Raw genomic sequence first — 15,596 nt, forward strand, 5'->3', positions numbered from 1 at the left:
TGACTCCTGACAGAGAACGGTCAAGCGGTTGAATAATAAATACCAGGACCCTTTTTCCATTTAACCCTTAAAGCTCCAATTAGAAGTGCCCTGTTGGATTGAATATCCATCGGAAAACCGCTACTGCAACCCTGCCATAGGCAGGCAGGTAAAAACCCACAGCCTACTGGCGAAGCCTGTGCTTTTTTCATTTACCGTTACCACTGGTAAGTTCTTAAATACTGACTTTGAATTTGCTCAACTGGATTGGATATCCATCGGGAAACCGCTACTGCAACTAAAAACCCACAGCCTGCTGGCGCAGCCTGTGCTTTTTTCATTTACCCTTACCACTGGTAAGTTCTTAAATACTGACTTTGAATTAGCTCAACTGGATTGGATATCCATCGGAAAACCGCTACTGCAACTAAAAACCTACAGCCTGCTGGCGCAGCCTGTGCTTTTTTCATTTACCGTTACCACTGGTAAGTTCTTAAATACTGACTTTGAATTTGCTCAACTGGATTGGATATCCATCGGGAAACCGCTACTGCAACTAAAAACCCACAGCCTGCTGGCGCAGCCTGTGCTTTTTTCATTTACCAGCTCAGGCCTGAGCAAGCTCTTGAATGCTGAATTCGAATTGTTCTACTGGATTGGATATCCATCGGGAAACCGCTACTGCAACTAAAAACCCACAGCCTGCTGGCGCAGCCTATGCTTTTTTCATTTACCAGCTCAGGCCTGAGCAAGCTCGGCCACGCTGGTAAATGAAAAAACCCACTCCAGAAGGAGTGGGTTTTTGAATGATGTGGGCCCTACTGGATTCGAACCAGTGACCCCCTGCTTGTAAGGCAGGTGCTCTGAACCAACTGAGCTAAGAGCCCCAAATCGGAGTGCAAATATAGAATAGATTTTTGTTACCCAAAACAAAAAACGAAAAAAAATATTACAGAACATCTGCGACGGTGAAAGTACTGCCTCCGACATAAATGAGATCTTTGGCAGCGGCCTTTGACAAAGCGTATTCAAGCGCCTCAGGAACAGAGGTGTAAATATCTCCCCGTAGCCCGTAATGAGCAGCCTTTTCCCTGAGCAGTTCGCTATCCAGTCCTCTTGGAATATCCGGACGAGAAAAATAAAACTTAGCATTTTTAGGAAATAAAGGTAAAATCAGGTCTAGATTCTTCTCTTTCACAAATCCCAGTACCAAGTGAAGAACATCGTACTCCTCAGTTAGTAACTGTTGCATGGTCAGGGCTAACCCCTCCTTGTTGTGAGCAGTGTCATATATGAGCTTAGGAGATTGCTGAACAATTTGCCAGCGCCCCTTTAACCCTGTATTCTCTATAACCTTCAAAAACCCCTCAGCGATATGCTTTGGAGACACGGTGAAGTTCTCCAGTTGCCGCAGGGTCTTTATTACGCCCTTCATGTTCTTTTCCTGGTATGCTCCCAGCAGGGCCGTCTTGTAGGGATTAGTCACTTCCTTATCAGCGTAAACCAGTTTTGATCCCAATTCTTTGGCTATTGCCTGATAGACAGGCGCAGCCTCTTCCTGCCATTCGCTCACCACTACCGGGATTCCTGGCTTTATGATCCCTGCTTTTTCACGGGTAATTTTACTGATAGAATCTCCCAGCATCTCGGTATGGTCTAAACCGATGTTTGTAATCAGGGATACTTCAGGGGTTATAATATTCGTGGAATCCAAACGTCCGCCAAGACCAACTTCGATCACAGCGATATCCACTCCTTCCCTGGCAAAGTGGTTAAATGCCATCCCAACTGTCATTTCAAAAAATGAAAGTTTTTTCTCATCAAGGAACACTTTGTTTTTACGGATAAAATCAACCACCCGCTCTTCAGCGATCATGGTTCCATTAATCCGGATGCGTTCCCTGAAATCTTTAAGATGAGGTGAGGTGTAAAGTCCAACTTTATACCCGGCTTCTTGCAGTACTGATGCCAGGAGGTGGCTACTGGATCCTTTTCCATTGGTTCCGGCAACGTGAATACTTTTAAACTTGAGTTCTGGCTTATCGAGATGATCAGAGAAGCAGCGGATATTATCCAGTTTCCCGTTATAGGCCGAAGCCCCTTTCTGTTGGTACATGGGTAGTTGTGAAAACATCCAGTCTAATGTTTCCTGGTACGTCATAGGAGAACCTTGAAGGTCCAAATGTACATAATTAGCCATTTAGATGAACGAAGATTTTTTAGATGGCTATTCCCCCAACTTAAAGTTGACCACGACAAAACCGATTTGCTGGCCAGGGGCTTTGGAATCCAGGTTCCACTTATGTAGAAATGCTGTTTTAGTCGCCGGTTCTAGAAGACAAGCATGATTATTCGTAGTTCCTTTAACCCCCGGAGTGGCATCGATAACTTTTCCGCTTCGATCCACGACTATCCTTACCACAACCCTTCCTTCCTGGTTACAGTCTTGCTGCACCTTTCCTTTGCTGACGAGTGATCGACCACTAAGGCCATAACCTCCTGTACCTGTACCGGTTCCGGGACTGCCGTAATAGGTCGTAGAATAAGGATCTCCATCCGGCTGACCTTTGTCACCGGGCTGCCGGTCATCGCCTTCACTACCACTTGCCTGACCTTCAGAATTATTGATCCCACCAATCATGGCGTCAATTTTCCTTTTCTTTGCTTCTTGTTCCTGCCGGGCCCTCTCTTCAGCTGCCTTCTTTTCTCTGGCCAATTGCTCGGCCTTTGCTTTTTTAGCGGCTTCTGCCTTCTGTTTCTCTGCTTTCTCCTGGTTAATACGGATAGCTTCTTCCTCTTCACGAGTCAGCAGTTTTTCGGCGGGTTCTTCTGCTGCTACATCTTCTGTCACTTCTTCTGCAGGCGCAGCCTCTTCCTCCTTAACGGGCTGTGCTTCTTCAACTGGGGTGTCAGTGGGTTGTGATGCTACTTTTTGTTTGGGTTGTTCGTTGCCCATGCCAAATTCCATGGTGCCAAAATTCACAGTGATACCGTTCTCTATTGGCGGGTCCATATAGGTAAGTCCTATGTAGAACATCAATAGCAGCAGTACACTTAACAAGACTGTCGTAAGTGTAAAGGATTTTTTCTTGTGTCTCGTATCTAGCAGCGACATTAATTAGGGCGCACAGCCAGGATCACTTTGTAATTATTCCTATTGGCAATGTCCATAACGCTTACAGCCTCTTTAATGGCTACGCTCTCTTCTGCCCTAAGAATAATAGTAGGGTTCTCCTTATCTGCCAGTGCTTTTTTTAATTCAATTTCAATGTATTCTCCATTTATCCGCTCAGAGTCCACGAAATATTCCAAATTACGGTTTATGGTAACGGATACATTCTGTGTATTGGTCGATTTACCTTTTGCCTTTGGTAATAAAAGATCTAAAGCATTCGGTGAATTCGCTGTGAGCATGAAAAAGATGAGCAACAGGAAAACGATGTCTGTCATTGACGACATGCTGAATTCCGGGCTAATCTTATTTCTTCCTTTTAGTTTCATAGCGTTTATTAAACCGGTTCGTTCAACAAATCCAGAAATTCTACAGCGTTGGCTTCCATCTTATGGACCACTTTATCTGTCCTGATCACTAGGTGGTTGTAGCCCATATAAGCGATAATACCTACGACCAATCCTGCCACAGTAGTGGTCATTGCTGTATAGATTCCGGATGCCAATGCTCCCATTTCTGCCTGACCTCCACTGCTGGCCATCTGGTGAAATGCAAGGATCATACCGATCACGGTACCAAGGAACCCAATCATGGGTGCAGCACCTGCAATGGTAGCCAGTATATTTACATTCTTTTCAAGTTTGTAGACTTCGAGAGTACCGGCATTCTCAATAGCCGTATTAATATCATCAAGAGGTTTCCCGATTCGGGAGATTCCTTTCTCAGTCAAACGGGCCACCGGTGAGTCTGTCTGAGCGCAAAGAATTTTAGCCGCTTCCAGCTTCCCGGTCATTACATGATCCCTGATCTGGTTCATAAAATTCTTGTCGATCTGGGACGCGGCTTTAACCGCTAGAAGACGCTCAAAATAGATATAGAGCGCTACGGCCAACATGGCAAATAACACAGAAATGATGACGATACTTCCCGTACCACCATTAAAAATTAAGTCGATGACAGAGAGTGTTTTCTCCTCCGAAACCAGTTCCCCAACTTGAGCTTCGTCAACGAGTTCTTGAAACAAAACCATATATGCAAAATTAAGTTCGCCCTATTAACGGCAAATAACGGAATAAATTATGCGTGAATTACAAAATCACGTAATAACATGAATACCACCGCACCTGCAGCAAACCCTACAAACGCCAGCCATGCTATCTTTTTCAGGTACCAGAAAAAATCAATTTTTTCCATCCCCATGGCTACAACTCCTGCTGCTGAACCAATAATGAGCATACTACCACCTGTTCCTGCTGAATAAGCGATGAAATGCCAAAGCGGACTATCCATACTTTGTGAGAACATCCCCATACTGGCTGCCACAAGGGGCACATTATCAATAATGGCAGAACCTATTCCCAGTAACATCACAACGATATCCGTATTGGGTATGGCTGCATTCATGCTTTCGGCGTAATTAAACAGGTATCCCAAGGATTCCAGGGCCGCCACAGCGAGAAGAATTCCTAAGAAGAACAGTATACTGGGTAATTCGATTTTAGAAAGTGCCTTATGAACCGGGCTGTGATGGGCCGCAGCTTCACTTTCCTCATCCACATTGGAAATACTGAATTTAGAGCTACTGTAGATTTCCGCAAATGTAGCCACCAGAGCAAGGGAAAGCATCATTCCCACATAAGGTGGTAAGTGTGTAATGGTTTTAAAAAACGGAACAAATACGATTGACCCCAAACCAAGATAAAGCATAGTCGCTCCATGGGGAGATTTGGGCGCATCCAATCCCTCCACATTACTTTCGATATGGCCTTGAAAAACCTTCATCTTGCTCACTATAAACGTAGGCACCAGCATACAGACAATAGAAGGCAATAGAACATGTATTACTAATTGCCCTGCGGATACCTTATCAGCTATCCAAAGCATGGTGGTCGTCACATCTCCAATGGGAGACCAAGCTCCACCGGCATTGGCGTTAACGATGATAAGACCTGCAAACCACAACCGTGTCTCGCGGTCCTTGATCACCTTCTGAAGAATTGTGACCAGCACTATCGTTGCCGTAAGGTTATCAATTATCGCGGACAGTATGAAAGCCAAAATTGAAAAAAGCCATAACAATTTTGTCTTCTTCGTGGTCTTTATATAGCCTTTGATTGTTGCGAAGCCATCAAAATAATCTATGATCTCCACTATGGTCATCGCCCCGAGTAAGAAGACAAGAATCTCCGCGGTTTTCCCAAGATGATGCAGTAGCATCTCATCCAGGTGAGAGGGTTCCAACTGCTTTAGTTCCGCATTGACTTCAAAAACCGGGAGATGTGCCAGGGCAATAATAGCCCACAGAATGGCCATCATTGCAAGTGCCGGGATCAGTTTGTCAATTTTTAGATTATGTTCTAGGGTAATGGCAAGATAACCCGCCAGGAAGACGATAATTATAATGGTTTCCATAAAGTTGGTTTTTAGATGAGCTGCTTCAGCGCAATTTCAAAGGCCGTGGCACTCAAATCAGTTTTTGACGCATTTTGTTTAAATATATTCAAAATTGCTTTTCTAATGGTATCAGAAGTGTCATTAAATATTAATTCATCCTCCATAGGCACTCTTTTCTCCATAAAATAAGCAAATACCCGGGCCATACCGCAATTGGATATAAAATCAGGGATCAGGCTAACTCGCTTGTCCGTAAATTCCATTATGGGTCCGAAGAAGATCTCTTTATCTGCGAAGGGAACATTCGCCCCGCAGGATATGACCTCCAAACCAGATTCTATCATCGTCGTGATCTGCTCTTTGGTGATTAAACGGGATGCTGCGCAGGGAGCAAAGATTTCTGTCTGCACCTTCCATATCCTATCGTTTATTTCATCAAAAGGAATCATTTGGTCGGGATCGGCAATAAGCGTATTTCCTTTTTTATTCAGGAAAAAGTCCTTGATCTCATCAAAAGTATACCCTTCTTCGTTGATCACTCCGCCATCACGATCAATAATGCCCACGACTTTAGCACCCATTTGGGCCAGGTAATACGCAGCTGCGGCTCCAACATTTCCAAAACCTTGTACCACTGCTCGTTTTCCTACAACAGTTCCGCCGTAAATATCATAATAATGTTTTACCGCTTCGGCAACACCAAAACCGGTAATCATGTCTGCAACGGTGTACTTCCTGCGAACATCCGGGGTATATTCATTGTTTTCTAAGACTTTGATAACTCCCAAGCGCAACTGACCAATCCTATTGATCTTATCTGCTTCATTAGGCTTAAAATGCCCATTAAAGACACCTTCCTGGGGATGCCAGACTCCTGCTTCCTCTGTAATTGGAATAACCTCATGAATCTCGTCCACGTTAAGATCCCCCCCGGTGCCATAATAACTTTTGAGTATAGGAGCTACCGCATTATACCAGCGCTCTAGCACGCCACGCTTACGAGGGTCGTTAGGATTGAAATTAATTCCTGACTTAGCACCACCGATAGCTGGTCCGGAAACTGTGAATTTGACTTCCATGGTTTTAGCCAGCGAGAGAACCTCGTTCATATCAAGACCTTCTCGCATACGAGTTCCTCCACCTGCAGCACCACCTCTAAGAGAATTAATGACTGTCCACCCTTCTGCCTCTGTCTCCGGATCTTTCCAGTTGAAAACTATTTCTGGTGGTTTATTCTCATATTTCTGCAGTAAATCCTTCATGCTATCGTATTATCAGATTTGATTTTTATTCCTTGAAAATAGGCTAATAAGCCATTTATTTTTTGATCAACAACGGCCTCTCCGGCCAATACAGGCAAATATAAAAATAATGCGATGCTATTAAAGAATTTCATCCAGGATAAAGATTACAACTTCATGATCATGGAAAGGCTGATTAGAAATTCGTAAAAGATCTTGGATGCCATTGAATATCTTATAACATAGCTTTATATTTGTCAGGCTTTTTTATCAATATCTTAATTGAACAAACATGAACTTTGAATTGACGGAAGAACAGCAGATGATCAGGCAGGCTGCCAGGGATTTTGCGAAAACCGAATTATTGCCCGGCGTAATTGAACGGGATGAAAAGCAGCAGTTCCCTAAAGAATTGCTGAACAAAATGGGGCAGGCCGGTTTCATGGGCATGATGGTTTCTCCGGAATACGGGGGAAGCGGATTGGATACCCTATCCTATGTCCTGACCATGGAAGAGCTTTCAAAGATCGACGCTTCCGCATCCGTTATCGTCTCAGTGAATAATTCATTGGTCTGTTGGGGACTAGAGACTTATGGTACCGAAGAACAAAAGAAAAAGCACCTGTCAAGACTTGCAAGCGGGGAAATCATAGGAGCTTTTTGTCTATCTGAACCCGAAGCCGGAAGTGATGCAACCTCCCAGAAAACTACTGCAATTGACAAGGGAGATCATTATGTTCTGAATGGTACAAAGAACTGGATCACCAATGGTGCTTCTGCCGATGTATTCCTGGTTATTGCCCAAACAGACAGGGAAAAAGGTCATAAGGGAATTAATGCCCTGATCGTGGAAAAAGGTTTGGAAGGATTTGAACTGGGCCCTAAAGAAAATAAGCTAGGGATCAGGGGTAGTGACACTCATTCACTCCTTTTCAACGATGTCAAAGTTCCGAAGGAAAACAGGATAGGCGAAGACGGATTTGGCTTTAAATTCGCTATGAAAACTCTTTCTGGAGGCAGGATAGGAATTGCAGCACAGGCCCTTGGCATCGCTGCTGGAGCATACGAATTAGCTTTAAAGTATTCCCAGGAGCGAAAAGCATTTGGTACCGAGATCTGCAACCACCAGGCTATAGCCTTTAAATTAGCGGACATGCATACTGATATACAAGCGGCAAGATTATTGGTATACCAGGCGGCATGCGATAAGGACGAAAAACGCAATTACGACATGTCTGGCGCTATGGCCAAATTATATGCTTCCAAGGTAGCGATGGAAACCACCGTTGAAGCGGTACAGGTATTTGGCGGAAATGGATTCGTAAAAGAATACCACGTGGAAAGATTAATGCGAGATGCCAAGATCACCCAGATTTATGAAGGGACTTCAGAAATTCAAAAAATTGTTATTTCAAGAGGGATTTTGGATCGCTAATACGACATATTTATATATACTTAGAAAACACCTCCTTTTTAAAGGGGGTGTTTTAGTTTAAAACAGTGATTTTAAGACTTAAAATCTATTTTATTAGGGGTCAAACCCTCATAATTTTAATTTTTTGAATTATTATTCGGCATTTACCACCCCCACACACCTTTGCCGATTACGGGAATTATCAATATGCTAATTTGAGCCTTGCCATTCTTGTGTATTGAGAAATATTTAACCTTTAATTCCAATACCTGCATTTTTTCCACACTTCTGACCAATTACCCTACTAATTGTCAACTATATAGGTATTTTAGTTCAAATATCTTAACGCAATGGCTTTAAAGAAACAAGGGTTATACCTGCCGGAATTTGAACATGATAACTGTGGTGCCGGGTTCATCTGTAGTTTAAAAGGAAAGAAATCTAATACAATCATCCACAAGGCCCTGGAGATCCTTGTTAAACTGGAACACAGGGGCGCTGTGAGCGCAGATGGCCGCACCGGCGACGGGGCCGGGATACTCATTGATATCCCCCATGAATATTTTACAGAAGTCTGTGATTTTAAGCTGCCTGAACCAGGGCAGTATGCGGTGGCAAATACCTTCCTTCCGCAAAAAGAAAATCAACGAAACTTTTGCATAGACATTTTTGAAAAAGAAATAAAAAAGCAGGGATTGCAACTGCTAGGCTGGCGAAATGCCCCTGTCAACAAAAGTATTCCCGGGGCAATGGCTATAGAGACAGAGCCCTTCATAAAACAGGTCTTTATCGGTAAGTCTGAAGATCAAAGCGAATTTGATTTTAACCTAAAACTGTTTAGCGCAAGGAAAATCAGTGAACATAAGATCCTGAATTCAAGACTTTCAGAAGCAGGTTTTTTCTATTTACCAAGCCTTTCTACCCGCATCATTATATATAAAGGTCTGCTGATGCCGGAGGACATTAATCGCTATTACGAGGATCTTGTAGACCCCAGGGTGGTTACCAGGCTTGCCTTGGTACACCAGCGATTCTCGACCAATACATTCCCAACCTGGGACCTCGCACAGCCCTTCCGTTACATGTGTCACAATGGTGAAATTAACACCCTGAGAGGAAATGTTTCCAGGATGCGTTCGCGTGAAGAACTACTAGAAAGCGATCTTTTCGGGGAAGACATTAAAAAGATCATCCCGGTAGTACTACCGGGAAAATCTGACTCGGCCAGCCTTGATATGGTGGTCGAATTACTATTGATGACCGGGAGATCGTTGCCAGAGGTGATGATGATGTTAGTTCCCGAGGCATGGGAAAAAAACCCTGACATGTCCGAGGCCAAGCGTGCCTTTTACGAGTTTAATTCCTGCCTTATGGAGCCCTGGGATGGACCTGCTTCCATACCTTTTACCGATGGGAATTACATCGGGGCAGTGCTGGATAGAAATGGATTGAGACCTTCAAGATATTCCGTAACTAAAGACGGGTATGTGATCATGTCTTCAGAAACCGGTGTACTGGATATTGCGCCTGAAAATATTGAAATGCATGGTCGACTTGAGCCAGGTAAGATGTTCCTGGTTAATATGGAAGAAGGCCGGATCGTTAATGATGAAGAGATCAAGGAAGAAATAGCACAACGCTTTCCCTATAAGAAATGGTTAGATAAAAACCTTATCCACCTCAAAGATATCCCCTATACTGATTGCCCTTTATTCCTTGGCGAAGCTCCATTAGAACAACGGAAAGCAGCTTTTGGATACACTTTAGAAGATATTAACACAATCATATTGCCGATGGCCAAAACCGCTAAGGAACCTATTGGTTCCATGGGCTCTGATACTCCTATAGCGGTACTTTCCGAAAGACCTCAATTGCTCTACAACTATTTTAAACAACTTTTTGCGCAAGTTACCAACCCTCCTCTTGATGGAATCCGTGAAGAGCTGATCACAGACATCAGTCTTACCCTAGGCAGTGATCACAATATATTTGAGTTTTCGGATAAACATTGCCAGAAGCTCAAGATTCAGAATCCCGTCATCTCTAAGGAAGACCAGGATAAAATAAAAAACTATGATTCCAGTCCATTTTATAAAGTGGTTTCCATCCCCATGCTCTACCAAGTAGCTAAAGGGCACAATGGATTGGAGGAAGGATTAAATATCATGCTCTCTGAAGCTGAAAAAGCCATTGAAAAGGGAGCAAACATCCTGATCCTATCCGACAGGAATGTTGATGAGGACAACGCCCCTATACCTGCCGTTTTAGGGTGTTCCTTTGTCAGTAACGGACTTCAAAAACTTCGTAAGCGATCTAAAGTGAGCCTTATCATCGAGTCTGCAGAACCAAGGGAAGTACACCATTTTGCCTTACTCTTCGGATTTGGCGCAAGTGCTATTAATCCTTACCTCGTGAATGAGATTATAGGGGAACAGATCAAAGAACAGGATATCACAGAATTCGAGTTTGAGGAAGCCGTCAAAAATTATAACAAGGCTATTGGAAAAGGAATCCTGAAGGTCATGAACAAAATCGGTATCTCTACCTTGAACTCCTATCGCGGGTCCCAGCTATTTGAGTGTATAGGTTTAAATACCCAGGTAGTCGACAAATATTTCCCAAATACTCCCACCCGTATACAGGGGATCGGTTTATACGAGATTGAAAAAGAAATTGCCAAAAGACATCATAAAGCATTTAAAAAATCAAAGATCGCCTCTGAACTAGATCTTGAGATCGGTGGGGAATACCGCTGGAGACGTGATGGTGAAAAGCATATGTTCAACCCGCTGTCTGTAGCCAAACTTCAAAAGGCCGTCCGTAATAACGAGCCTGATACCTATAAGGAATTTGCAGAGATGGTGAATGAACAATCCAGGAACCTTATGACCATACGCGGCTTATTTGAATTCTCGAATTTTGACCCCATCCCGCTTGATCAGGTTGAGCCGTGGACCGAGATTGTAAAACGATTTAAGACCGGGGCCATGTCTTATGGATCTATCAGTAAAGAAGCCCATGAGAACCTGGCTATTGCTATGAACAGGATTGGTGGTAAAAGTAATTCAGGTGAAGGAGGAGAGGATGCAGAACGATTTTATAAGAACCAGACTGGTGACTGGAAAAACAGTGCGATCAAGCAGGTAGCATCAGGTCGTTTTGGTGTGACCTCAGATTATTTAACCAATGCGAGTGAGATTCAAATTAAAATGGCCCAGGGAGCTAAGCCCGGGGAAGGAGGACAGTTACCCGGCCCAAAGGTAAATCCTTCAATTGCAAAGACCCGAAATTCTACACCATACGTGGGGCTTATTTCACCCCCACCCCATCATGATATTTATTCTATTGAAGATCTCTCCCAATTAATCTATGATCTGAAGTCCGCTAATCGTGAGGCCAGGATCAACGTTAAACTGGTATCTGAAGTAGGTGTAGGCACTGTTGCTGCCGGAGTTTCCAAAGCAAAGGCAGATGTCATCCTTATATCAGGATTTGATGGTGGAACCGGGGCTTCTCCCCTCACCTCTTTAAAACATGCAGGCTTGCCCTGGGAGCTAGGTATTGCGGAAGCACAACAGACCCTGGTACTCAATGACCTGAGAAACCGTATCAGGCTGGAATGTGATGGCCAGTTAAAAACTGGCCGTGACGTAGCTATTGCTTGTTTACTGGGGGCAGAAGAATTTGGCTTTGCCACTGCTCCACTTGTTGCATCTGGTTGTATTATGATGCGGGTCTGCCACTTAAACACCTGCCCTGTCGGCATCGCGACCCAGAACCCGGAGCTCAGGAAGAAATTTGAAGGTAAACCGGAGCATGTGGTTAATTATATGTATTTCATAGCGGAGGAGCTAAGAGAGATTATGGCCTCGCTGGGTTTCCGGACCGTGGATGAAATGGTAGGCCAGGTACAAAAGCTGGACAGGAATAAGGCGATTGAACATTATAAAGCCAACGGGATCGATCTCAGCCCGATCCTATACCAACCGCCAGTTCCGGAAGGGACTAAATTATATAACACTCAACCCCAACTACATCATATAAACGAGTCGATCGAATTTAAGATCATAGAAAAAGCACACCCTGCTTTATTCCGAAAGGAAAAAACGCAGTTACATTTCCCAATTCATAACACAGACAGAGCGGTAGGAGCGATTATCAGTAACGAAATCTCTAAGATTTATGGAGCTGAGGGCTTACCGGAAAACACCCTTAAAATTCAGTTCAACGGCTCGGCCGGCCAAAGTTTCGGTGCTTTTGCGACCAAAGGATTGACAATGGTGGTAAGCGGCAATACAAACGATTATATGGGGAAAGGACTGTCCGGAGCAAAATTGATCATTCGGGTTCCTGATAAATCCACCTTGCAACCCGAAAACAATGTCATTATCGGCAATGTTGCGCTTTATGGTGCAACATCCGGAGAAGCTTACATCAATGGAAAGGCCGGGGAGCGATTCTGTGTTCGGAATTCCGGAGCTAAAGCCGTGGTGGAGGGAATCGGGGATCACGGTTGCGAATATATGACTGGTGGTGTCGCCGTAATTCTCGGCAAAGTAGGCAGGAATTTCGGGGCTGGAATGAGCGGTGGAATTGCCTATGTCCTGGATGAGGACTACACTTTTGAAAAGCAGTGTAACAAGGAGGCACTTAACCTGCTTAAGATAGATGAAGATGAAGATATTGCAACACTGAGGCAATTGATAGAGAATCATTACAACGCCACTCTGAGCCCAAAAGCACAGCATATTCTGGAGCGCTGGGATGAATACCTTCCTAAGTTTATAAAGGTATTCCCGGAGGAATATAAGCAGGCTTTGATACGACTAGAAAAGGAAAAATTAGCATTGACATAATCGAAGATATGGGAAAGATAACTGGATTTTTGGAATTCGATCGAAAAGTAGAGAAATACGCACCGGTAAAGGAACGAGTGACACATTTTAAGGAATTCACGATTCCTTTAAAAGAAGATGAACTTAAAAAGCAAGGAGCGCGATGCATGGACTGTGGTATTCCTTTTTGTCACAGCGGATGCCCCCTGGGCAACTTGATACCGGACTTTAACGATGCTGTATACCGCGGCAAATGGAAAAAGGCATCAGAAATACTGCATGCTACTAATAATTTCCCGGAATTCACGGGGCGATTATGTCCGGCGCCATGTGAAGAAGCCTGTGTACTCGGAATTAACGAGGACCCGGTATCTATAGAAAATATTGAAAAAAATATCGCAGAAACAGCATTTGAGAAGGGTTGGATAGAAGCCCGTCCTCCTGCTGAAAGGACGGGAAAGAAAATTGCAGTTGTAGGATCAGGCCCATCGGGCCTCGCCGCCGCACAACAACTTAACCGTGCAGGACATTTGGTTACTGTTTTTGAAAGAGATGAAAAGCCCGGAGGTTTATTACGATATGGAATCCCGGATTTTAAGATGGAGAAGAAGGTAATAGACCGTCGACTGCAGCAGATGGAAGAAGAGGGAATTACATTTGAGTGTAACACCCATATCGGGAAAGATAAAAAAGCGAGTGATCTCCAATCAGAGTTTGATGCCATTGTTTTATGTGGAGGCTCTACGGTACGTCGGAATTTGCCTATAGAAGGAGCTGAATTAAACGGTGTTGTGCAAGCCATGGATTTCTTAGCCCAGAATAACAGAAGAGTTGCAGGGGCCAAAGAACCGTCGGATCCTATTCTAGCAGAAGGGAAGAATGTTATAGTAATCGGTGGCGGAGATACTGGTTCGGATTGTATCGGTACTTCTTTTAGGCAGGGTGCTAAATCGGTGAGTAATTTTGAAATTTTGAGTAAGGCCACCCCAGAGCGCCCGGCAGATCAGCCATGGCCTTTCTGGCCCATGAGGCTAAGAACCAGCTCGTCTCATAAGGAAGGCGCTGAACGGTTTTTTAGTATCGCCACAAAGAAGTTCGTTGGAGACAAAAATGGGAATCTCAAATCGCTGATCACAGCGGATGTTGTTTGGGAAAAAGAAGATGGGAAAAGACCGGTCTTAAAGGAACTTCCAGGAACAGAAAAAGAATGGCCTTGCGAACTTGCGCTTCTTGCTTTGGGATTTACCGGGTCAGAAATGACCATTGCGGAGCAACTGGGACTAGAAGCAGATCCCAGGACAAACATCAAGGCTTCGGCAAAAGACTACCAGACCAACGTGCCTGGTGTATTTGTGGCCGGGGATCAACGTAGGGGACAATCCTTGATTGTATGGGCTATTTCCGAAGGCAGGCAGGCCGCCCATCATGTCGATCGTTATTTAATGGGGAGTTCAGAATTACCCTTAAAAGGAGAAGGTGATCTGCCCCGAGTCTAATTTAAAAATAGAAAACATGTAAAAGCCCCGGAATTCCGGGGCTTCATAATTCCCGGCATTGGGGACTACCGGGGTTTCGTCAAAAACTGTTTGGATGTTACAAAAGTGATGCCAATTTAGGTCTTTTGAGATCGTAATGAGTTAAAATTCAGTTAGTCAAATTGAACATTATCTTCAATAGTCTGTCTTAACCCTGTTTTCCTAGACATTTTTTATTTCATAAGGCCTGTTTTCTAAGCGGTGTTCCCTTTTTATACAATTAGGGTAAAACTGTGTGAATCTGTTTAGCCATCCTGTATTTAAACTAGGAAGCTAGCTTTGATCGGGTCATGGGTGAGACATCGAAAAGCGTAATACTCCCGGCTGTTGTTTTTGGAGATATAGGTTTTGGAGTAGACTCTATATGATAGGTAATATTTACGATTAATGTTAATCACCAAGATAATAAAGTAGGGACTACCCTGAACTCCATTTCTCAACAAGATTGGGACAGTGGCCGTCTTGATAATATGAGGCAAGTTTGGGGGATTTATAATCCCACCCCGGTTTTAAGTTAGTTTAGCCGGCTGCAATAAGCTTGCAGTTTAAGGTTTTTATTCGTTCCATCACTGCTGGTTTACTGCAGTGACGCGGATTATATTGATCCTGGGGAGGGATTAGGTTAATCCCCGGCCCACAAGCTGTCTTATCAACGCTAGTGCAAGCTTCCTGCAGGGAGAACATTTAACTTGAACCTGGGGAGGGATCGTCAGATCCCCGTCAACCATTTTTAAAATTAATATCTGCAAGCTTTCTGCAGGGAACTCATTTAACTTTTGCTCGGGGAGGGATTAGGATAATCCCCGGCCCACCACTTCTTCATCAGTCTTAGTGCAAGCTTTCTGCAGGGAGAACGATTATCTTGATCGTGGGGAGGGACTCGGAAGTCCCCGACTGAGGACTGAGGGTATACGTATTAATTAAGGTGCAAGCATTCTGCAGGGAGAACGATTATCTTGATCCTGGGGAGGGACTAGTGAGTCCCCGGCCGATTACCCTCTACCGCTAACCCGTCCAGGCCTATGA

The 15,596-nt window shown here is 44.1% G+C and carries 10 protein-coding genes and 1 tRNA gene; 4 read left to right on the forward strand and 7 right to left on the reverse strand.

The window, feature by feature from the left end:
* Window positions 1–85 precede the first annotated feature (85 nt).
* On the forward strand, window positions 86–670 hold the full coding sequence (locus PP178_RS14115; protein WP_272595004.1) for a hypothetical protein: 585 nt from the start codon (window positions 86–88) through the stop codon (window positions 668–670).
* A 121-nt stretch (window positions 671–791) separates the two neighbouring features.
* Here the strand turns inward: PP178_RS14115 and PP178_RS14120 are convergent.
* The 7 genes from PP178_RS14120 to PP178_RS14150 all read right to left on the reverse strand — a co-directional run bounded on the left by PP178_RS14120 (window position 792) and on the right by PP178_RS14150 (window position 6,807).
* Window positions 792–866, reverse strand: a tRNA-Val gene (locus tag PP178_RS14120).
* Between the two features lie 62 nt (window positions 867–928).
* A complete protein-coding gene (locus tag PP178_RS14125) occupies window positions 929–2,140 on the reverse strand; it encodes a bifunctional folylpolyglutamate synthase/dihydrofolate synthase (RefSeq protein ID WP_272595013.1) in 1,212 nt (403 codons plus the stop codon).
* A 66-nt stretch (window positions 2,141–2,206) separates the two neighbouring features.
* The gene (locus tag PP178_RS14130) at window positions 2,207–3,094 is read right to left on the reverse strand and encodes an energy transducer TonB (protein ID WP_272595005.1); all 888 of its coding nucleotides are present in this window, start codon (window positions 3,092–3,094) and stop codon (window positions 2,207–2,209) included.
* On the reverse strand, window positions 3,094–3,480 hold the full coding sequence (locus PP178_RS14135) for an ExbD/TolR family protein (RefSeq protein WP_272595006.1): 387 nt from the start codon (window positions 3,478–3,480) through the stop codon (window positions 3,094–3,096). Before PP178_RS14135 ends, PP178_RS14130 begins: the two co-directional genes overlap by 1 nt.
* An 8-nt stretch (window positions 3,481–3,488) precedes the next feature.
* A complete protein-coding gene (locus tag PP178_RS14140) occupies window positions 3,489–4,181 on the reverse strand; it encodes a MotA/TolQ/ExbB proton channel family protein (protein WP_133644544.1) in 693 nt (230 codons plus the stop codon).
* Between the two features lie 47 nt (window positions 4,182–4,228).
* Complete coding sequence (gene nhaD, locus PP178_RS14145) at window positions 4,229–5,563, reverse strand: sodium:proton antiporter NhaD (RefSeq protein WP_272595007.1); 1,335 nt, start codon at window positions 5,561–5,563, stop codon at window positions 4,229–4,231.
* A gap of 11 nt (window positions 5,564–5,574) precedes the next feature.
* Window positions 5,575–6,807 (reverse strand): Glu/Leu/Phe/Val dehydrogenase dimerization domain-containing protein, encoded by a 1,233-nt coding sequence (locus PP178_RS14150; RefSeq protein WP_272595008.1) that lies wholly within the window; start codon window positions 6,805–6,807, stop codon window positions 5,575–5,577.
* A 271-nt stretch (window positions 6,808–7,078) separates the two neighbouring features.
* Between PP178_RS14150 and PP178_RS14155 the strand changes: the two genes are divergently transcribed.
* From PP178_RS14155 to PP178_RS14165, 3 genes are all read left to right on the forward strand, one after another.
* Window positions 7,079–8,221: an acyl-CoA dehydrogenase gene (locus PP178_RS14155; RefSeq protein WP_272595009.1), complete on the forward strand. Its 1,143-nt coding sequence runs from the start codon at window positions 7,079–7,081 to the stop codon at window positions 8,219–8,221.
* Window positions 8,222–8,550: 329 nt separating this feature from the next.
* On the forward strand, window positions 8,551–13,056 hold the full coding sequence (gene gltB / locus PP178_RS14160; protein WP_272595010.1) for a glutamate synthase large subunit: 4,506 nt from the start codon (window positions 8,551–8,553) through the stop codon (window positions 13,054–13,056).
* A gap of 8 nt (window positions 13,057–13,064) precedes the next feature.
* Window positions 13,065–14,531 carry a glutamate synthase subunit beta gene (locus tag PP178_RS14165; protein ID WP_272595011.1) on the forward strand — a complete coding sequence of 489 codons (1,467 nt, stop codon included), beginning with the start codon at window positions 13,065–13,067 and terminating at the stop codon, window positions 14,529–14,531.
* Window positions 14,532–15,596: the final 1,065 nt, after the last annotated feature.

It is taken from the genome of Zeaxanthinibacter sp. PT1 (genome assembly GCF_028464225.1).
GTDB lineage: Bacteria > Bacteroidota > Bacteroidia > Flavobacteriales > Flavobacteriaceae > Zeaxanthinibacter.